This window comes from Nostoc sp. DedVER02 (genome assembly GCF_034530675.2).
In the GTDB taxonomy this organism is placed as follows: Bacteria; Cyanobacteriota; Cyanobacteriia; order Cyanobacteriales; family Nostocaceae; genus Nostoc.
The window spans coordinates 1-20,254 of sequence record NZ_JAVRCP020000040.1 but is presented as its reverse complement, the minus strand read 5'-3'; the positions used below and the strand labels follow the sequence as shown (position 1 = coordinate 20,254).

The window sequence follows — 20,254 nt, the reverse complement described above, 5'->3', positions numbered from 1 at the left end:
ACAATAAATACAAAGGAAAGACTTATGGCACAATCAATTTCTTTATCTCTGCCTGAATCTCCAACCTCATCAACAGGTGTGAGGGTAAAGGTAGTAGCTCTATTTAAGACTCTCGGTACTTTGACCTTATTACTAATAGCCTTACCGTTCAATGCTTTGATAGTATTGATATCTTTGCTGTGGGGCATTGTGCAATCGCCATTTACGAAAAAAGCTGTCGTAGCGGCTCATCCTCTGACTATCTTGGTGAGTGGGGCAAAGATGACCAAAGCATTGCAACTTGCCCGTTCTTTCCATGCAGCAGGACATAGAGTTATTTTGATTGAAGGTCATAAATACTGGTTGTCTGGTCATAGATTTTCTAAGGCTGTAAGTAGTTTTTACACAGTTCCGGCTCCGCAATCAGACCCAGAAGGCTATATACAGGCGCTAGTAGAAATCGTCAAGAAAGAAAATGTTGACATTTACGTACCTGTATGCAGTCCTGTAGCTAGCTATTATGACTCTTTAGCAAAGCCTGCATTATCAGAATACTGCGAAGTTTTCCACTTTGATGCAGATATAACTAAGATGTTGGATGATAAATTTGCCTTTACCGATCGGGCGCGATCGCTTGGCTTATCTGTCCCCAAGTCATTTAAAATCACCGATCCTCAGCAGGTTATTAACTTTGACTTTAGTCAAGAAACCCGTAAATATATTCTTAAAAGTATTGATTACGACTCCGTTCGCCGTTTAAATTTAACTAAACTTCCCTGCGACACTCCAGAAGAGACAGCAGCCTTCGTCAAAAGTTTACCCATCAGTCCAGAAAAACCTTGGATTATGCAAGAGTTTATTCCTGGCAAAGAATTATGCACTCATAGTACAGTGCGGGACGGGGAATTAAGATTGCATTGCTGTTCAGACTCTTCGGCGTTTCAAATCAACTATGAAAACGTTGAAAATCCCCAAATTCGTCAATGGGTGCAACACTTCGTCAAGAGTTTGAGACTGACTGGACAAGTGTCTTTCGACTTTATCCAAGCTGAAGACGGTACAGTTTACGCCATTGAATGCAATCCCCGTACTCATTCGGCAATCACAATGTTTTACAATCACCCTGGTGTTGCAGATGCCTATTTTGGTAAAACTCCCCTAGATGCACCTCTGGAACCTCTAGCAAGTAGTAAGCCCACTTACTTCATATATCACGAAATCTGGCGACTAACTGGTATCCGTTCTTGGAAACAATTGCAAACACGTTTGAATATTTTAGTAAGGGGAACTGATGCTATTTATCAGCTTGACGATCCTCTACCATTTTTAACTTTGCATCACTGGCAAATTCCCTTACTTTTGTTGAAGAATCTGCAACAACTCAAAGGCTGGGTGAAAATAGATTTCAATATTGGTAAATTGGTGGAATTAGGCGGAGATTAAAATAATTCGTAATGGGCTTCGCCCCGCTTCGCTAACGTAATTCGTAATTAAAGAATTGATAGAAAAATAAATTATGCCAGCACTTCGTATTCTTCAATTAGTTGGGTCTGCACAGGATGATTTTTACTGTGATTTATCACGCCTTTACGCCCAAGACTGTCTAGCAGCAATGGCAGAGCGATCGCAGTATGATTTTCAGATTGCATACATCACACCCGATCGCCACTGGCGATTTCCTCCCTCTCTCAGCCCTGAAGATATTGCTGACACCAAAGCGATGTCTCTGTCTGATGCTATAGAGTTTATAACAGCACAAAACATTGACCTCGTGTTACCACAAATGTTTTGTATTCCTGGAATGACTGAATACCGCGCTTTATTCGACCTGCTGGAGATCCCTTACATTGGTAATACTCCAGATATTATGGCGATCGCTGCCCACAAAGCCAGAACCAAAGCAATTGTCGAAGCAGCAGGGGTAAAAGTCCCTCATGGAGAACTACTCCGCCAAGGAGACATTCCGACAATTACACCTCCAGCAATCATCAAACCCGCAAATTCTGATAACTCTTTAGGAGTAGTCTTAGTTCAAGATGTTACTGAATATGACGCTGCTTTGAAGGAAGCATTTGAATATGATTCGGAGGTGATTGTAGAAACATTCATCGAACTCGGTCGAGAAGTTAGATGCGGCATCATCGTCAAAGATGGGGAGTTAGTGGGTTTACCTCTTGAAGAGTATCTGTTAGACCCCCACGAGAAACCCATCCGTAGCCATGCAGATAAACTCAAAAAAACGGACGATGGCAATTTGGGTTTTGCTGCTAAAGATAATATGAAGTCTTGGATTGTAGACCCTAACGATCCAATTACCCAAAAGGTTCAGCAAGTGGCAAAGAAGTGTCATCAGGCTTTGGGGTGTCGCCATTACAGTTTATTTGACTTTCGGATCGATCCAATGGGGCAACCTTGGTTCTTAGAAGCCGGGTTGTATTGTTCTTTTGCCCCCAAAAGCGTGATTTCCTCTATGGCTAAAGCAGTGGGAATCCCTCTAAATGAGTTATTTATGACTGCTATCAATGAAACTTTGGGCAGTAAGTCATTGCAGAATTGATAGTCAGTTTCTTGGCATAGATTTTTCTTGTTGTAGTGTACGGGTGCGAGCGCAGATTAAGAAGTCGGTTGAGGTAGCGATCGCTCTACAAAGTTTTTTAATTAATAATTTACTATTCGATCTAATTTCCCAGACTCAAACCCATTGGCTTATTTTCTCCTTCTCCTGTGCCAACAAAAACGCTAACTGCAAAACAAATCTTTTCAATAGCCATATCAACATGTCTAATTACCCTAGTAATTCAATAGGTTTTATTTTACTAACTCATACAAACCCTCAACAAATTTACAGATTGATAAATACGTTAAACAGGATGTTTAACTATCCTTTAATCGTGTGTCATCATGATTTTTCCAAATGCGATTTACCCGTAGATAATCTTTCAAAAAATGTCTTAGTAGTACGTCCTCATCTACAGACAGAATGGGCAAAATTTATTTTAGTAGAAGCTACAGTAAAGGCACTGCAACTGATGTATGAGGTTCCAGATGCACCAGATTGGTTTGTATTACTCAGTGGAGCAGACTATCCCATTAAAACTGCAAAACAAATATTGGACGATCTAGCCTCAAATCCTTATGATGCTTATATTCAGTATGAGCCAATCACATATAAAATTTATAAAAGCGATTTAACACAAAATATGTTATGGCTGAAAAATTCTTATCAACGATATTGTACAAAGTCATTTTATTTTAATTTATCAAAAAAATACTTTGCTCAACTAAATTTAGAAATACGCTTAGAACACCCACTATTAACAAAAGCTTTCCTTCCTTTTTCTAAAAAACTTGCTTGCTTCAGTGGAAGTCAATGGTTTTGCGCTAATCGCAAAGCTGCCAAATACATTATTGATTTCCACAGTCAGAAAAATGCTTTAACTTTGTACTACAGTAATCTTAAATATACAGACGAATCCTATTTTCAAACTATACTTGCTAATGCACCTGACCTTAAACTAAAAAATGACCGTCGCCGATACATTGATTGGTCAACTGGAGGCCCTCATCCAAAAGTATTGCTAATGGAAGATTTGCCTAATCTACTTGCATCTTCTGCTCATTTTGCTCGGAAATTTGACATTAATAAAGATAGCAATATTCTCGATGAACTTGATAAGATTACATCATAATATTGACTTAAAATTTTGATCTACTCAGCTAAATAAATCTCAGCGATGGTTGCCACTAAGTTGAGGAAAATTTTCATAAGTGCATCCTTAACACATAGCAGCAACCACCTGTAAATTTACGACTAGCGACGCACTTCAACTCTAGGAAACATATCGCAGTCTATTGGCTCACCAGATTTTTTGGCTTTGAATGAATTAAATTCTGGTAGATCAATTTCTTCAAGAGGTCTGAAAGGCCATGCTTTTGGGCGGTGATAGTAAGTAACATCATCACCAGTCCAATTCGTTACTACTGCACGTCTTTCTGTAGAAGATATGTTGGTTACTGAATGATGAATTGTCAGAAAATGATGAATCAAGCAATCTCCAGGTTCCATATCCCAATATAAAATTTCGTGAGGTTCTGGCTCTACGAACCACGAGGGATTTGATCCTTCACGTAGCTCTTTGCCCCATCTATGAGAGCCTTTGATATACTCTAATCGACCATTTTCTTGGTTTGCGCTATCTAAAGCCAACCAAATTTTACAACACTGCCAACCTTGTATAGGCCAGTAAGGTAGGTCGTTATGCCATCCGACACGGCTGTTCGCTTTCGGCTTTTTCACAAAAAAACCGTCAGCCAAAAAGTTTAGTTTTTCTGATTTCAATACTTGAGCAGCAAGCTTTGCTAACGGAGATTCAAAAGCCAAAGCACGGAAATCATTATCAACCAGCCATAAGCTACTAGCATGTTCTACATGACCTTCTGATCTGGGAATGCCTTTAACTTCTAAAGGGCCAGCGATTAATACATTTCTGTCAACAGCTGTTCGTATGCGTTCTACCCACATGTCATCCAAAACATTTTTAACGCAGATAACGCCGTCTTGCTGAAAAGCTTCAACTTGCTGAAGACTGATTTTTGATGTGTCTACCTTAAGCATCCTAACTTTTTTCGATTTTGAAATTTAACTTCTTTGGATCAGATAACCTAATTGGCATTTAAATGGCATTTTGAAACAGGAATTACAACCCGATTGCAAATTAAATGTATATTAGCTTATGCAACAACAGATTTCTAGAACATATTTTACTGACAAGAACTTTATCACTAGGTTACAAAACTTTTCTAGTATAGAGCAGAGATATAAATTATAAGTTCTTTCTGTAGTTAGATAAATGTCGATTTTGAGCGTGAAATTTGTTGTTTAGTAATGTAAACAACAAATTTCACTTTAACTACCCAAATCTTTTTTAACAATGAGCGGAAGAAGCGATGCTAATCGTAATACACCTGATGCAATGAATACTTCCGCTATACCAAAAGACCCAGCAAATTGAGCAATGAAGCCACCGATAGTTGCTCCTAAAGCACCACTTGCCCCAGCAACAGCTGCTGCTGTTGCAAAATAGATAGACTGATTTTTTATTGGTGCAATCTCTATCTGAAGATTGTTGCTGCACAAGTCAATTGCTCCCCAATTACCCCCAATAAATATGTGTAATAGCGGCAACCACAGCCAGAGATCGAGAGGGCTAGAACCAATTATCAACCACAACCAGGGTATAACTGCAATTAGAATTCCACTAGAAATTAGAATCGGACGATTGCCTATTTTATCTGATAATCTACCCCACAGAATGAGCATTAGCATGTGTGCCCCCGCACGCAGGCTATTATAAAAAGTTACCCAACTCACATCCAGGTTTAGCGTATCTAGCAAGTAGAGATTAAAAAATGGGGCACTGAGGTTAACTGCAAATGTCCATAAGCCGAAATAAAGCAGAAATACCAAAAAATTAGAGTTTTTCCAAATGCTGCTATCTATGTTGTTTTCGGAAATTGGTATTTGCGGCAGACAGATTGCTTCAAATATTTCACTAGCTTCATTTGGTGTCGAGTCTAACTTAATTTCACTGGTTTGAGATGAATTAGCATAATAAGTATTTTGTAATTGAGGATTTATATCTACTTGGAAATATTGACACCCCAAACTCACAATTCCAAAAATAATGCCTAAGAACAAAATCACCCCATAACCTTGGATACTTCCCCCATACCAATGTGATACAGCTAGACCGGCTATTGGCAAACTGATTAACTCGGTTAAGTTGGCAAGGCTATTGCGTAGCCCGAAATATCTACCTCGTAATTGCCGTGGGACTAACATTGCCATCCAACTCAACCACGATGCGGCTCCTAGTCCTCCTAAAAAATGGCTACATACGAGAATAAAGAGCGAGAGTATCACTAATTGGTTAGAATTCAGCCCTCCCCAACTAAAGCTAACAATGCCAATTACTAAAATTAGCCATAGTAGTCGACCAATCCCATGAGTGCGAAGGGAATACTGAAAGCGGCTAGTGCTGCGTTCAGACAAATAAGCTCCCATCGGTTGAAAGAGATTCACCAACATGGGGATAGAACTCACCATACCAAATACTATCGGCGTGGCATCTAACTCTACCAAAAAATTACCTAGTAAAATTCCGCCAGTGCCAACAGAAAAAACTGCTGCGAAAACACCATCCACAGTAGAAGCTCTCAAACTTCTGCGAATACCATCTTTAGAAATACGAGGGCTGAGTGTTGAGGCTGAAGAGAGGGTTGTTGATGGTGAGGCAATCTGAACAATTTCTATAGGAAGAGGCGCACCTGTTTCAACCTGATAAGAATCCATAAATCTAGCATTTAAGAAAATGATAGCAAAACATCTATCTAAGATTAAATAGGGCTTAGGCATTAACTACGAAATGTAGGGCAATTCATAAATTACCCCTACCGCGCAAGTCTATTTCCCACTAAAGAATGATTGATAAGAATCTGAAACGAGTATTTACGTTGATACACAACATAAATTTGATTAAGATAGAGCAACGTTTTTGAGAATGGTCATCGGCCCTTGGGTTTTGAGTATCTCCATTTCGACTGCGTTTCGTACTAGCAAAGCACCAGCAAATCCTAATGAATTCACAGAAATGGAGTGAAAATGCTCCTGCGATCGCGGTACGATTAACATCCATTCTCGTGTCGCTAGCATATTGTAAGCACCCAATTGCCTTGCATCCAAACCCACAGCCCCTAGCAAAGTGCGATAAACTTCTAGTGTTGCTTGGGCTGCTGTCAATGGTGACTCCATCCAATCAGGATTTAGTGGCGCAAAAGCGTGTATGAAAGGAAGCTTTGTTAAAGTTGCGTTCGAGTCTTGAAATTGTGTTGTTGTCAGTAGAGGTTCAATAGGTATCTGTGGCCCTGAAGATGTAAGCGGTAGTGGTACTAATTGCAAGTGTTTGTGTCGCTGACTAGCACCTGCCGTTTTGCCACTGTTGTAAAATGCTAAACCATCAAAATCAGCTAAACACGCCCACATAGCCGCAAAATCTTCCAAAGTTAGCAAACTTTCCTGTTCCTCGAAGGCACGGGTAATGATTAGCAGGTGGCGATCGACAACGTTATATTTATTTAAAATACATACATGAGTATCGGAGATATCCGCCACAAATAAATCTTCTTCATAAGGCAAAAAAGGGTTAAACTCTTCACCAGAGAGAACAGATTGTTTTTCCTGTTTTTCCTTAGCTGCTTTTTTGCGATTCAGGTTAGACAAAATCCGTACCAAAAAGCGCACGCCATCCTGTTCGACAAATTCAAATTCTGTCGGTATCGACAGTAATGCCCCGCATTGCAAAGCATATTCAGTTCGTTCTTTAACACTTGTCCATAAAGTGCCAGGTTTCAGTAAGATTTTCCCCTGTGGCATTTTTATTTCTTCAGACATGGTAGGGAACACGGATTCAAGTTAACCTTAAATTGGCGATTATAAATTTCTCTGGCTCTAAGTTTACACGCATGACAACTATGTGAGTATATTCCAATAAGGTTTAGTTAAATATCAAACCTTTCACAAAAACGCAATACCTCCGCAACAAAACTGTCACAAATCATATCTACATTAGTAATACATTTAAATATCTTTCCAGACAGCAATGCAAAACCAACGTCGTGATGGAGAAAACCCATCAAATAGCATTTTATCCAACACTGCTGACACCAAATACCATAATCAAGCACCCTGGAAAAAGGCTGCCGCCTCTCTATCGCTGGTGCTGCTGGGATCAGGTATGACATTAGCAGGTGGCTACATGGCTGGTCATTCTCAGCAGGTGTCTGAGAATGCATCTAATTTGGCAGTGAGTCGAGTAAATGCTGCTCCTCCATTAGCAGCTGCCACAGATCCTAACTTTGTTACCCAGGTGGTGCAAAAGGTTGGGCCGGCTGTAGTACGGATTGATTCTTCCCGAACTGTAAAAGCCCAGATACCAGATGAATTTAACGATCCATTTTTTCAACGGTTCTTTGGCTCTCAAATGCCAGAACAACAGAATCGGGTAGAACGGGGTACTGGTTCAGGTTTTATTATTAGTGCTGATGGTCGTATTCTCACCAATGCTCACGTAGTTGATGGTGCTGATACGGTTACAGTTACACTTAAAGATGGACGTACTTTTAAAGGAAAGGTTTTAGGAAAAGACGAGTTGACTGATGTTGCTGTTGTGAAGATTCAGGCGGATAATCTGCCATTAGTAGCATTAGGTAACTCAGATCAACTGCAACCGGGAGAATGGGCGATCGCGATCGGCAACCCTCTTGGACTAGATAATACAGTAACTACCGGAATCATCAGTGCTACCGGACGTAGTAGCAATCAAATCGGCGCTCCCGATAAGCGAGTAGAGTATATTCAAACTGATGCAGCCATTAATCCTGGTAATTCCGGCGGGCCCCTATTAAATTCCCGTGGCGAAGTGATTGCCATGAATACAGCTATTATCCAAGGGGCGCAAGGATTAGGTTTTGCTATTCCCATCAACACAGCACAACGCATTTCCAGTCAAATAATAGCTACAGGCAAAGTAGAACATCCTTATTTGGGAATTCAAATGGTGGGGTTAACGCCTCAGCTAAAACAAAATATCAACTCAGATCCTAATAGCGGTTTGAGTGTGAATGAAGATAAAGGTGTATTAGTTGTGAAAGTTGTGCCAAATTCGCCAGCAGCTAAAGCAGGTATACGCGCTGGTGATGTTATCCAAAAACTCGGCGGGCAATCAGTCACAGATGCTAGCAGTGTCCAAAAGGTAGTAGAAAATAGCCAAGTCGGGGGTGATTTGCGTTTAGAATTACGTCGCAATGGACAAAATCTTAACATAGCCGTACAGCCTGGTGCTTTCCCCACCCAACCAGTACAATAAAAGTTTTTTTATTGAGTCGAAGTGAATTTATTGGGATGGGTATTTTGCCTGTCCCTTTTTTTGCCGGCAAAGATAAGGTGGGCATTGCCACAAACATCAGAACTTTTCTTTAAAAACAGAGTTATTTTTATATTTTTGATCCATGACTAATGTCATGGTACAGTTAATTACCTTTTTCACTGGTGTATAGCTCTTTTCATCCATATTATTTATTTGTGAAACTGATTAATATTTTGCGAAATATTAATCAGTTTGATGTCTATATCTATCAGAAGGAAAGTTTGCGAATGAGTATTAAAAGAATGCTTGCTAGTGCAGCGCTGATTTTACCAATTGCTTTTACCTTTATTCCTTCCCAGGCTGATGCTCAGATTAGACGGTCTGTTAGGCGACCAGTTCCAGTTAGAATCATCAGAAAAGCATCGCCAGTTAGGGTTCGTACCCCTCAAGCGAGAAGAAGAATATTAGTTCCTGGACGTTGGGTGCAAACAAATCGTGGCCGTAGGTGGATACCTGCTCGCTATGTATATAGAAGATAAAAGACCTACAAATGCAAAAAGTATTGCCTATCAATATTGATTGCAGAGTTCTTTTTTCAGAGATTCATTTAGTGTTTAAAAATCCCATTTAGAAATATTCTAAAGGGGATTTATTATTATGCAGGAACATCCACTTTTGGAAAATGTACAAGTTCTGAGAGAATATAACAGCCCACCGATGCCTGTTCGCTGGAGCGCGTGGTTAGGTTTTTGGAGTGGACGATGGAAGTGAACAGACTTCCATACCTTGAATCAAGCCCTGCTCAAGGGTAAATCGATGACCCACGTGTTCATCGGCAAGAACTGCTCCGCCCAGATCACGCACGACCTGATGCACATCGACCAAAATGTGCCCAGCTTCCTCCAAATAAAAGGAAATCGGCTCGACGTGCGGATTTATCTCGCTCCATTGCTCCGTCCAGTAAGCGCGAACTTCTTCAACTCCACGGACAAAACCGCCTTTGAACGCTTTCGGCCAAGCCACGTCTGGAGTCATGAGGGCAAGGGCAGCGTCAATGTCTCGCGCGTTGAAAGCCGCGTAAGCCGCACGGAGCAATTCGATTTCTGGTGCAGGTTGATTTGACATCTATTTCCGCCGCCTTGTACTAGCAAGAAGTTAAACTGAATTTTAAGCTAGAGCAACTGCTGGTTGCGGCCAGCGTCCTACTGCCTTACCTATTACAGCTAATTCTTGCATCAATTTATCAAAACGATCTGGTGTCACAGATTGAGGCCCGTCGGATAAAGCTTTGGCAGGGTTGGGATGAACTTCTATCATAAGGGAGTCTGTACCAGCTGCGATCGCAGCCATTGCCATTGAAGGCACAAATTCAGACCAGCCTACGCCGTGGCTGGGGTCAATCATGATTGGCAAGTGAGTCAGCTTTCGCAACACTGGTACTACCGATAAATCCAGCGTATTTCGCGTATATTGGCGGTCAAAGGTACGTATTCCCCTTTCACACAAAATCACATTAGAATTACCAGATGCCAAAATATACTCGGCTGCCATCAACCAATCTTCAATAGTAGCCGCCATTCCTCGCTTTAATAAAACTGGTTTCGGCTGCGCTCCCACTTTTTTGAGCAAGGAGAAATTCTGCATATTTCTTGCCCCAACCTGAATCACGTCAGCAACTTCGGCAATTTTATCCAGGTCAACTGCATCCATCACTTCTGTAATAATACCTAGTCCGCTAACTTCCCGCGCCTTCGCCAATAAATCCAAAGCACTCTCGCCGTGTCCTTGAAAGGCGTAAGGTGAAGTCCGAGGTTTGTATGCCCCGCCGCGCAAAAACTTAGCTCCAGCCGTCTTAACGCGCCGCGCTGTCTCCACAATCATTTCTTCATTTTCTACGGAACAAGGGCCAGCAACTACTACCAAAGGCTGGTGTTCACCAAATATCACTTCTCCATTGGGAGTATTAACTACTACTTCCGAAGCTTCACCGTGACGGTATTGGCGGCTGGCTCGTTTGTAAGGTTGTTCTACCCGTAATACCTGCTCAATCCAGGGGCTAAGTTCCTGAATTTGTAATGGATCTAAGCTAGCAGTTTCACCGACAAGACCAATAACTACTTTGTGTTGACCAATAATTTTTTCTGGAGTTAGCCCCCAGGTAGTTAATTCCTCATCAATGCGGTTTATTTCCGCCTCTGGAGAACCACTCTTCATTACTATAATCATGTAAAACTTCCTGATTAATTGAGTAATATTTTTTTGTAAATGGTCTAAGCTTATTGTTGCCTATTGCCTTAATTACGAGTAGTTAAAAATCAAATTTATTTACAAATAAAATATAGCGCTCAGTCAGTAGTTTTACTACCAGGTAACTGGATATAGGGTATAAAAAATATATAATTTTAAATCAGTAATGTTGAAGTTTTGAAAAAGAATTCAGAATTCTGAATTCAGGAGTCAGAATAAAATCAGCGCAAGATTTGGACTCGCCACTAATTGATTCTGAATTCTGGCTCCTGGCTCCTGAATTCTTTCCTAATAAAATTTCAACTTCAACATTCACTTTTTAATTTACCCAATACCACAGTTACCTAATTAATATCTGAGCGCCGTTCATTATGAGTTTTTTTGGCGAGTTTCGCGCCAAACTGCTACCATTCTTCCCCAATTGGTGTTGAACTCACCCAAACCTAGCAAACTTCCGACTCTTTCTTCATCCCAAGAGGCAGAAAGAACGCCATAAGTTATCCCTAAGACTCCTAAACCAAATAATCCCATGTTCACCAATAACACGGCGATGGGAGGTAGTTTGATATCGGAGTAGATAGCAAGCAGATAGCTGATAATCAAGGCGCTAATGCCCAAAGCTGTTGGTACACCACAGAATCCAGCTACCCGACGGATCATTCTTTGGCTGACTACTTGGGGAATAGCCATTTCTTCTTTGGTGTAAGTCGGTTTTCTATCAGCCTGTTTGCCTGATTCTTGTGGCTGTGCTGCTGGTTTACTTTGAGTTTTTGCGGGTTTTTGGCGCTTTTTGTTTGGTTCAAAGGGCAAGCGACTGCGTTCAGATTCTTCAGCAGACATAAGCGGTAGTTCCCTATCCACGAATACCGAGGCGAGCGATCAAAGCTTGATACTTTTCGCGGCTTTCCTGCGATATGTAGGCTAGAAGGCGCTTACGCTGACCAATTAACTTCAACAGTCCCCGGCGAGAAGAATGGTCTTTTTTATTTGCCTGGAGATGTTCGCTGAGGCGGTTAATGCGCTCAGTTAGCATGGCAACTTGGACATCGGCCGATCCCGTGTCGGTTTCGTGAACTTGGTAATTGGAAATGATTTCTTGTTTCCGCAGTTGCGTCAGAGCCATGATTGATTCAATTTCTAGTTTTTCTAAATGTATGTAGCAGTCTCCCATAATATCACAGCCATTAAGCTGGATGTCGAATCATCTTTGCTGCTACACCTTGCAATCTAGAATACTAAGTAAAAAATAGCGATCGCATCTTAACCATCTTGCGAACTCCACCGCGCTGATTTTGCCAAACAATTATAGTTTCCACAATTAAGGGGATTTAAAGGTTATAAAGACTCTTGATTATAGGATGATCTTGCCTAGAGCAAATGTTTACAATCTTCAAAAAGCATAAGTGTGTAGGTGTAGCTTGTTGTAAATATCGCCGCAATCATCATTCAATTACTATTCATTGTGTTAATCTCTTTGTTTGATAATCATAGTTCAATATGAGATACCAGGTAGGGGGTAGTCTCCGTAGTGACGATCCCACTTATGTTATTCGTCAAGCAGACGAAAAACTTTATACAAGTCTGAAAGCTGGTGATTTTTGTTACGTCTTCAATTCTCGACAGATGGGCAAGTCATCGCTATTACAGCGCACAAGTTATCGTCTCAGACAGGAAGGCTATAGCTGTGTTTATTTAGATGTGACTACATTGGGTAGCGAAGATACTACACCAGAACAATGGTACAAAGGCGTTATTATCAGCTTATTTTATGCCTTAAATCTAGTAGAAAAAGTCAAATTTAAGCAATGGTGGGAGATGCAAGCGGGTCTTTCCTCAGTACAAAAACTACACCAGTTTGTAGAAGAAGTGTTGCTGCCAAACACCAAAGCCGAATGTATTTTCATCTTCATTGATGAGATTGATAGCTTATTAAGTTTAAGTTTTCCTGTCAGTGACTTTTTTGCCTGGATTCGTCATTGTTATAACCAACAGGCAGACGATCCGAATTTTCAACGCTTGGGATTTACACTATTTGGGGTAGCCAGTCCATCTGACCTAATTTCTGACAAACGTCGCACACCTTTTAATATTGGTACAGCAATAGATTTACATGGTTTTCAACTCCATGAAGCCACGCCATTGCTAAAGGGATTAGAGGAAGTTATCACTCAGCCGGAAGCAATACTTCAAGAAATTCTTTACTGGAGTGGCGGACAACCATTTCTGACCCAAAAACTTTGTCAGCTAATTGTTCATGCAGCTTTAGAAACATCTAATAGAAAAATTGATTTACCGCCAGGGACAGAAGCATCTTGGATAGAACAATTTGTGCGATCGCAAATTATTCAACACTGGGAAGCCAAGGACGATCCCGAACACCTCCGCACAATCCGCGATCGCCTACTTTTTAACGAACACCGAGCCGGAAGATTACTAGGGCTTTACCAACGAGTGTTGCAAGCAGAGGAAGCAGGGGAGCAGGGAGCAGGGGGCAGGGGACAGAGAAAAGATAAACTTTATACTTCATTATCTGATTTCCTTGTCCCGACTGATGATAGTCAAGAACAGGCAGAACTGTTGTTATCTGGTGTAGTCGAGAAACACAACGGCTATCTCAAAATTAAAAATCCCATCTATCAGAATGTTTTCAATACTGAATGGGTAATCAAGCATTTGGACAATCTTCGTCCTTATTCGCAAACATTTAATTCTTGGGTAGCCTCTTCCTTTAAAGATGAATCGCGTCTTTTGCGAGGACAGGCTCTAAAAGATACTCAAAATTGGGCGCAGGGCAAAAGTCTGAGTGATTTGGATTATAAATTCTTAGCTGCTAGTCAAGAATGTGAACGACGCGAAGTGCAAACGGCATTAGAGGCAGCCCGCGCCAAAGAAGTAGAAGCAAGACTAGCCCAAGAGAAAAAAACTGCTAGACTGCAAAGATTCTTGCTAATCGCAGTCTGTATTGGTTTGCTCGTCTCTTCCTGTTTGGGGATAGGAAGTTTCATTTTGTACCGTCAAGCTCTTAAAAGCGCAAGTCAAGCCAGAAAGAGCGAAATTCGAGCGATCGTATCCTCTTCTGAAGGATTATTAGCCTCAAATCGCAGATTGGATGCGCTTATAGAAGCAATTAAAGCCAAACATAGACTACAACATTTAGGTAGACCAAACACAAATATTCAGCGTCAGGTAGACAATGTATTACGCCAAGCAGTTTACGGAGCAGACGAGTATAATCGTTTTTCGGGTCATGCAGCAGCTGTTTTAGCGGTAGATGTCAGCCCTGACAGTTCTCTGATTGCCTCAGCAAGTATAGATAAAACAATCAAGGTTTGGCGACGTGATGGTACAGAAGTTGCAACTCTCAAAGGTCATCAGGCAGCAGTTAGGGCAATCGATTTTAGCCCCGACGGCCAGACACTCGCCTCGGCGAGCGAAGATGGCACTATTAAAATTTGGAAGCGAAATGGTACTTTGCTAAACACCTTCAAAGGTCATACTGCTTCAGTTTGGGGAGTAGCCTTTAGTCCCGATGGTCAATTCCTTGCCTCTGCCAGTTTTGACAGAACTGCGAAACTCTGGAAGCGAGACGGAACCTTGCTGAAAACGTTTCAAGATTACACAGTAGGATTTTGGGGAATCACCTTTAGTCCTGATGGTCAAATAGTTGCTGCTGCAAGTCTCGATAAGACAATAAAACTCTGGAAACGTGAAGGTTCAGGCTGGCAAAACGCCAAGCTTTTACAATCTCTCCAAGGTCATACAGGTTGGGTTGTAGGAGTAGCTTTCAGCCCCGACGGTCAGACCATTGCTTCAGCGAGTGAAGATGCAACTGTCAAACTTTGGCAGCGAAACAGCACAGATGGCAACTACCACTTTGATAAAACGCTTAAAGGTCACAGCGCTGGGATTTCAGGAGTCGCTTTTAGTCCCGATAGTCAAACTATTGCCAGTGCCAGTCTTGACAAAACAATTAAACTTTGGAACATTGATGGTACAGAACTGAGAACACTGAAAGGACACACCGCATCTGTTTGGGGAATCACTATTAGTCCAGACGGCAGCTTTATTGCAACAGCTGGCGCAGAAAACGTTGTTAGACTCTGGCAAAGTCAAAACCCATTCCAGAAGTCGATCGTTGCCCATAAAGCTGGGATTTGGTCAATAGCTATTACCTCCGACAGTTCAGCGATCGCCACAGCTAGCCACGAGAACACCGCTAAACTTTGGAGTCGCCAAGGTAAATTGCTCAAAACTTTTACTGAATCTGGGGGCGCAATCTTTGAGGTTTCATTTAGTGAAGATGGCAAATTAATTGCGCTTCACACTTACGATGATACGGTAAAACTCAAGAAGCGAGACGGCACTTTAGTCGCCACTTACAAAGATCCTCTCGGTAAAGTCTTAGCAGCAGTCTTGAGTCCCGATGGACAAACGATCGCAATGGCAAATGTTGACAAAATTGCTCAAATATGGAAACGCGATCGCTCTACACCACAGATTCTCAAAGGACATCAGGCGGAAGTTTGGCACGTCGTATTTAGTCCAGATGGTCGGCTTGTTGGTTCAGCTAGTGGCGATAGTACCGCTAAATTGTGGACGCTTGATGGTAAGTTATTCAAAACCCTTGTAGGACATTCGGCGACAGTATGGAGAATAGCCTTCAGCCCTGACAGTAAAATGGTAGCTACTGGAAGTGGCGACAATACTGTGAAGTTATGGACAGTTGAAGGCAACTTGCTAAAAACTTTTAAAGGTCATACGGCTGCAATTTGGGGAGTTGCGTTTAGTCCCGATGGAAAAATAGTTGCTTCTGGAAGTGTCGATGATACCGTCAAACTTTGGAAATTGGATGGTACAGAAATCACAACTCTCAGAGGACATACCGCAGCAATTAGGGAAATTGCCATCAGCCGAGACGGAACAATGCTTGTCTCAGGGGGAGATGACAACACACTGATTCTCTGGAATTTACAGCGAATTCTCAACTTAAATGCACCAGCTTATGCTTGCGCCCTAGTGAAAGATTATTTGAAAACTAACACAGCATTGGAGGAGAGCGATCGCACTCTTTGCAATTAACCTATTTTCTATCATTGTGAGAAAAGAAAAATAAGCTGTTATGCAAAGAAAATTACAGATATAGTTTTTTAAAACATCTATATTTAGTATTTTATGTCAATGCGTAAGTCCTAAAATGATGATTTTGTTCGCCTGACAACAAAGACCAATTAATCTTCTGTGGCTTAGTTACATCTTTGCTTATTCTTGAATTTTCTATAAGATAGAAGACTTATTTTCTGCTGCTTCAATAAATGCCTCAAACTGACCATCAGGAGTCCATTGGATAGCTCCATCTCGTCCTGTAAAAAACAATTTAGTTTGGCTTTGATTTAGCTCAGATAAAGCTTTTGGATCAAAGTTAGCAGAAGAAGCGATCGCTACTTTTGGTTGCAGAGCAAGAACTAAATCTTTTAATGACTGAGGGGCACACCACAGCACTTGTGGCCGAGACAAACTCCCATTTTTAACTAATTGCTGCACCTCTTTAGACTTGACATTACCAACTAATAACCAATTCTGATCTAAAATTTGTAATTGTAAAATAGGTAATTGATCGTTGATTAATTGTGCCACTATTGAACCCGTTTTGACAGCTTGACCAACTGCCATCGGTTGGTAAGAACCCTGATACTTTTGTAATTCTTGTTGAATTGCCTGGGTTGCAATAGAATTTTCTGGATTAGGGGAATATTCATAAAAGTTTTTGATTGGTAGACGTTGCAGTAATTCCAACCAAGCATTGCTTTCATTGCCTTGAAAATCAGTTGCGATCGCCCAATTGATTTGATTTACACCCTGCTGTTGTAAAAACGGTAAAATTGTGAAACGTCCAGTCCCTTCATCTCCACTATTAATTACAGTTACAGTCCCTTTATCTTGAACAACTACAATTGGTTCCGTACCAGATTCTAATACCGTTATCCTAAATAATGTATTTGTAGAATGCCAAAGGGGGATGAATACTAAACCAATCGCCATCACATTAGCAACCCACCACTGACGCTGCCACCAAGGGACTAGCCAAACAAGTATAATCAGTGTGTAAATCGCTAAAAGCTGCCAAGTAGATATACTACCGACAGCAACAGAATTCCCTGGCAACTTACTGAAAAATTCCACTAATTTAATTAGCCAGTCTGTCGGATAATGCAACACCGCAGCAAGGAAACTCCCTGCCGGAGTCCAAATTAAACCCGCTAGGGCACTAATGATTCCACCAATACTAATGATCGAAATTAATGGGGTACTAACCACATTCAGCAACAGACTATAAGATGGTACAACCCCAAACACAAAAAGTTGTACAGGTAAAGTCCAAAGAGTCGCAGCCAGGGGAACGGCAACCAAAGAAGCGATCGCAGGTGGTAGCCATGCTAGGCGATTAACTAACGCAGGTACTGTTACAATTAATCCCAGTGTTGCTAAAAAACTCAATTGAAAACCTAAATCCCAAATCCATAGGGGATTAAACACCAGTAACAGAGTTGCTGCTAATAGTAACGATCCGAACTGTTTTACCTTTCTTTTTAATAGCAATCCAACTAATGCTGCAAAACCCATAATTACGGCTCTGAGAACCGCAGGTTGAAAACCTGTTAAACTCAGAAAAATAATTAAAGCCAAAAAGCCAAGGGTAAATTGCGTTCCTTTTTTTGCCCGTCTCGTAAGCTGTAAAATTACACTCAAAATCAAAGAAGTTTGAAACCCGGAAGCTGCTAAGGCATGAGCTAATCCTGCTTGTACAAACAAATCGCGGATATCGTAAGGTAAATCAACAGCTTTGCTTCCCAACACCATTGCACTGACAAGAGGGCCTTCAGGAATACCCAACCACCGAACTTGCGATCGCACAATTCGTTCTCGAATTTGCCACCATCCCCATTTGCGTTCCTGATCTAAAACATTTATTTGTCGCCCAATCAAACCAGCAAACGTTCCTTCCTGCTTGAGAAACTTCTGAAAATCGAAACCACCAGGATTAGAAGCCGCCTTTGGTTTGTACAAAATCCCAGTCACAGCAATTTGTTGACTAGGGTATAACCCAGTAGCCTGAAGTATAGGCACTGTAACATACAATTTGCCCGTTACCCCTTTCGGGACACCTACTGAACCTTTTTCATTTTTAACCTCATCTATCTGAGTCGCTTCCAGCCAAAATTGTCCTCGCTGACTGCGAGTTAAGCGAGGATTACTCGCCACTTCCCCACGAACAATCACAAGTTGTTCTTGATTATTGCTATTTCCAGGCGGAACAAACTGACTAATATCTTTTGCACCTGGTTGAGGCACTCGCCATTGAAAATATAGAGTTGCCAATAATCCCACCAAACCAGCAGCTAACCATATTCGAGGATGGGAATTAGTTTGCCAAATGTTAGGCACTGCCTTATTTTTACTTCCAGCCTTCTCTGCTTTCTGAGCAAGTTGTTGTGAACTGGTGCGTCTTCTAAAAACAATTGCTCCCGCTATCCCCAAAACCAAAATCCACACACCACCCCAAGGAACTGCTGTAAACAGCAACCCAAAAATATAACCAAGACAAATAATTACACCACTGGTTTGAATCATAAGATTTTTTGTAAAAGCACCTGACAACCCGAATTTACATTTGGCTTAAAAATAGCTAAGGCAGCAATCAAGAAAAACCCACGTTCCTGAAATTGGCAATTAAATTCAAAAATAAAATATTCCAAACTCTTATTATCTATGTCTAGATCCCCTCTACATAAGCTTGGCATCTCTCTAATCAGCAACACCAAAAAATTTTTATGCTTGTGGTGAAGTATAGTCCATCAAGTTTATACAAACAAAGCCCGCACAGATGAGGCGGGCCTTATCCTTGTAGCCTTAATGTTCTAGACTCAAGATTTAACGGTATTTTTGGCGTTTAGCAATAGCCACATTATTAAAAATGTGCCTAGATCAATAGAATACAAAATCAAGGGTTTGTTAATTTACTGAGGCAAATTTTGTTTATGTAGCCGCCACTCCTACTTGCCCACTAGGTATAACTGGCTTTAAATCTTTGAGCAACGGAAAACCCAACTTCTCCCTTTGCTCAACATATAAATGAGCAACCTTCCTAGCCAAATGCCGAATCCTGGCAATATAGCGAGTTCTCTCCGTCACCGAAATCACGCCTCTAGCATCCAGCAGATTAAACGTGTGCGAACACTTCATTACATAATCCAAACTGGGTAACACCAAACCCTTCTCCGTTAACTGAGTAGCTTCCTGCTCATACAAATTAAACAGCGTCAGCAGCAATTCAGGATTAGACGCTTCAAAATTGTATGTACTCTGCTCAATCTCATTTTGCAGAAAAATATCACCATAAGTAATATTGTCCGTCCAATGAATCTTAGTAATTGCCTCTACTTCCTGGAGGTACATCACCAATCGCTCTAAACCATAAGTAATTTCAATAGACACCGGACGACAATCGATACCTCCACACTGCTGGAAGTAAGTAAACTGAGTAATCTCCATCCCATCTAACCATACTTCCCACCCAGTACCCCAAGCTCCCACCGTCGCATCTTCCCAGTTATCCTCTACAAACCGAATATCGTGGTCTTCAGGACGAATACCTAAAACCCTTAATGAATCAAGATAAATCTCCTGGATATTATCTGGCGAGGGCTTAATCAGAACTTGGTACTGATAATAGTGTTGGAAACGGTTGGGGTTTTCGCCGTAGCGCCCATCCGTCGGGCGACGACACGGTTCAACATAGGCAACAGCCCACGGTTCCGGCCCCAATGCTCTTAAAAATGTCTGGGGATTCTTAGTACCTGCCCCTTTCTCAATATCGTAAGGCTGGGCGATGAGACAACCGCGCTCGCTCCAGAACTGATGCAACAGAGATATAACGGATTGAAAATTCATGGTTCCCCCCTTATTACTCGACACAGTGCATAAACCATTGTTGCCTAGAAGGCTGAACTGTGGGGAGTTAGAAGGGACAGAAAAAGAGTCCCAAAAGATTTTTGGAAAAATAGTTGACAGGATGAATTAGGTTCGTTATATTGAATAAGTGCTTG

15 protein-coding genes are annotated in these 20,254 nt (G+C 41.3%); 6 read left to right on the top strand and 9 right to left on the bottom strand.

The window, feature by feature from the left end:
- Positions 1-24: 24 nt before the first annotated feature.
- The 3 genes from RMZ41_RS26690 to RMZ41_RS26680 all read left to right on the top strand — a co-directional run bounded on the left by RMZ41_RS26690 (position 25) and on the right by RMZ41_RS26680 (position 3,668).
- Positions 25-1,422 (top strand): ATP-grasp domain-containing protein, encoded by a 1,398-nt coding sequence (locus RMZ41_RS26690; RefSeq protein WP_322644033.1) that lies wholly within the window; start codon positions 25-27, stop codon positions 1,420-1,422.
- 73 nt (positions 1,423-1,495) lie between these two features.
- Positions 1,496-2,536 carry a D-alanine--D-alanine ligase gene (locus RMZ41_RS26685; RefSeq protein WP_322644032.1) on the top strand — a complete coding sequence of 347 codons (1,041 nt, stop codon included), beginning with the start codon at positions 1,496-1,498 and terminating at the stop codon, positions 2,534-2,536.
- A gap of 313 nt (positions 2,537-2,849) precedes the next feature.
- The gene (locus RMZ41_RS26680) at positions 2,850-3,668 is read left to right on the top strand and encodes a beta-1,6-N-acetylglucosaminyltransferase (protein ID WP_322644031.1); all 819 of its coding nucleotides are present in this window, start codon (positions 2,850-2,852) and stop codon (positions 3,666-3,668) included.
- Positions 3,669-3,790: 122 nt separating this feature from the next.
- Here RMZ41_RS26680 and RMZ41_RS26675 read toward each other — a convergent pair whose 3' ends face one another.
- From RMZ41_RS26675 to RMZ41_RS26665, 3 genes are all read right to left on the bottom strand, one after another.
- Positions 3,791-4,594, bottom strand: a complete 804-nt coding sequence (locus RMZ41_RS26675; RefSeq protein WP_322644030.1) for a phytanoyl-CoA dioxygenase family protein — start codon at positions 4,592-4,594, stop codon at positions 3,791-3,793.
- A 291-nt stretch (positions 4,595-4,885) separates the two neighbouring features.
- On the bottom strand, positions 4,886-6,331 hold the full coding sequence (locus tag RMZ41_RS26670) for an MFS transporter (protein ID WP_322644029.1): 1,446 nt from the start codon (positions 6,329-6,331) through the stop codon (positions 4,886-4,888).
- Between the two features lie 183 nt (positions 6,332-6,514).
- Entirely contained in the window at positions 6,515-7,411 is an 897-nt protein-coding gene (locus RMZ41_RS26665) for a phosphorylase (RefSeq protein ID WP_322644074.1), read from the bottom strand.
- Positions 7,412-7,637: 226 nt separating this feature from the next.
- Here RMZ41_RS26665 and RMZ41_RS26660 point away from each other — a divergent pair, with 226 nt between their 5' ends.
- Together RMZ41_RS26660 and RMZ41_RS26655 are read left to right on the top strand one after the other, a co-directional pair.
- Positions 7,638-8,903, top strand: coding sequence for an HhoA/HhoB/HtrA family serine endopeptidase (locus tag RMZ41_RS26660; protein ID WP_322644028.1), 1,266 nt, complete (start codon positions 7,638-7,640; stop codon positions 8,901-8,903).
- 287 nt (positions 8,904-9,190) lie between these two features.
- Complete coding sequence (locus tag RMZ41_RS26655) at positions 9,191-9,442, top strand: hypothetical protein (RefSeq protein WP_322644027.1); 252 nt, start codon at positions 9,191-9,193, stop codon at positions 9,440-9,442.
- A 202-nt stretch (positions 9,443-9,644) separates the two neighbouring features.
- Here RMZ41_RS26655 and RMZ41_RS26650 read toward each other — a convergent pair whose 3' ends face one another.
- From RMZ41_RS26650 to rpsO, 4 genes are all read right to left on the bottom strand, one after another.
- Positions 9,645-10,028, bottom strand: a complete 384-nt coding sequence (locus RMZ41_RS26650) for a nuclear transport factor 2 family protein (RefSeq protein ID WP_322644026.1) — start codon at positions 10,026-10,028, stop codon at positions 9,645-9,647.
- Between the two features lie 42 nt (positions 10,029-10,070).
- Positions 10,071-11,129: a 3-deoxy-7-phosphoheptulonate synthase gene (gene aroF / locus RMZ41_RS26645; RefSeq protein ID WP_322644025.1), complete on the bottom strand. Its 1,059-nt coding sequence runs from the start codon at positions 11,127-11,129 to the stop codon at positions 10,071-10,073.
- A gap of 390 nt (positions 11,130-11,519) precedes the next feature.
- On the bottom strand, positions 11,520-11,990 hold the full coding sequence (locus RMZ41_RS26640; protein ID WP_322644024.1) for a PAM68 family protein: 471 nt from the start codon (positions 11,988-11,990) through the stop codon (positions 11,520-11,522).
- 13 nt (positions 11,991-12,003) lie between these two features.
- Positions 12,004-12,273, bottom strand: a complete 270-nt coding sequence (gene rpsO, locus RMZ41_RS26635) for a 30S ribosomal protein S15 (protein WP_041565894.1) — start codon at positions 12,271-12,273, stop codon at positions 12,004-12,006.
- A gap of 374 nt (positions 12,274-12,647) precedes the next feature.
- Here rpsO and RMZ41_RS26630 point away from each other — a divergent pair, with 374 nt between their 5' ends.
- Positions 12,648-16,229 carry an AAA-like domain-containing protein gene (locus RMZ41_RS26630; RefSeq protein WP_322644023.1) on the top strand — a complete coding sequence of 1,194 codons (3,582 nt, stop codon included), beginning with the start codon at positions 12,648-12,650 and terminating at the stop codon, positions 16,227-16,229.
- Between the two features lie 195 nt (positions 16,230-16,424).
- On the opposite strand, the gene RMZ41_RS26625 is transcribed toward RMZ41_RS26630, so the two are convergent.
- A complete protein-coding gene (locus RMZ41_RS26625; RefSeq protein ID WP_322644022.1) occupies positions 16,425-18,779 on the bottom strand; it encodes a ComEC/Rec2 family competence protein in 2,355 nt (784 codons plus the stop codon).
- Between the two features lie 405 nt (positions 18,780-19,184).
- Positions 19,185-20,099 carry a glycine--tRNA ligase subunit alpha gene (gene glyQ, locus RMZ41_RS26620; RefSeq protein WP_322644073.1) on the bottom strand — a complete coding sequence of 305 codons (915 nt, stop codon included), beginning with the start codon at positions 20,097-20,099 and terminating at the stop codon, positions 19,185-19,187.
- Between the last annotated feature and the right edge of the window lie 155 nt (positions 20,100-20,254).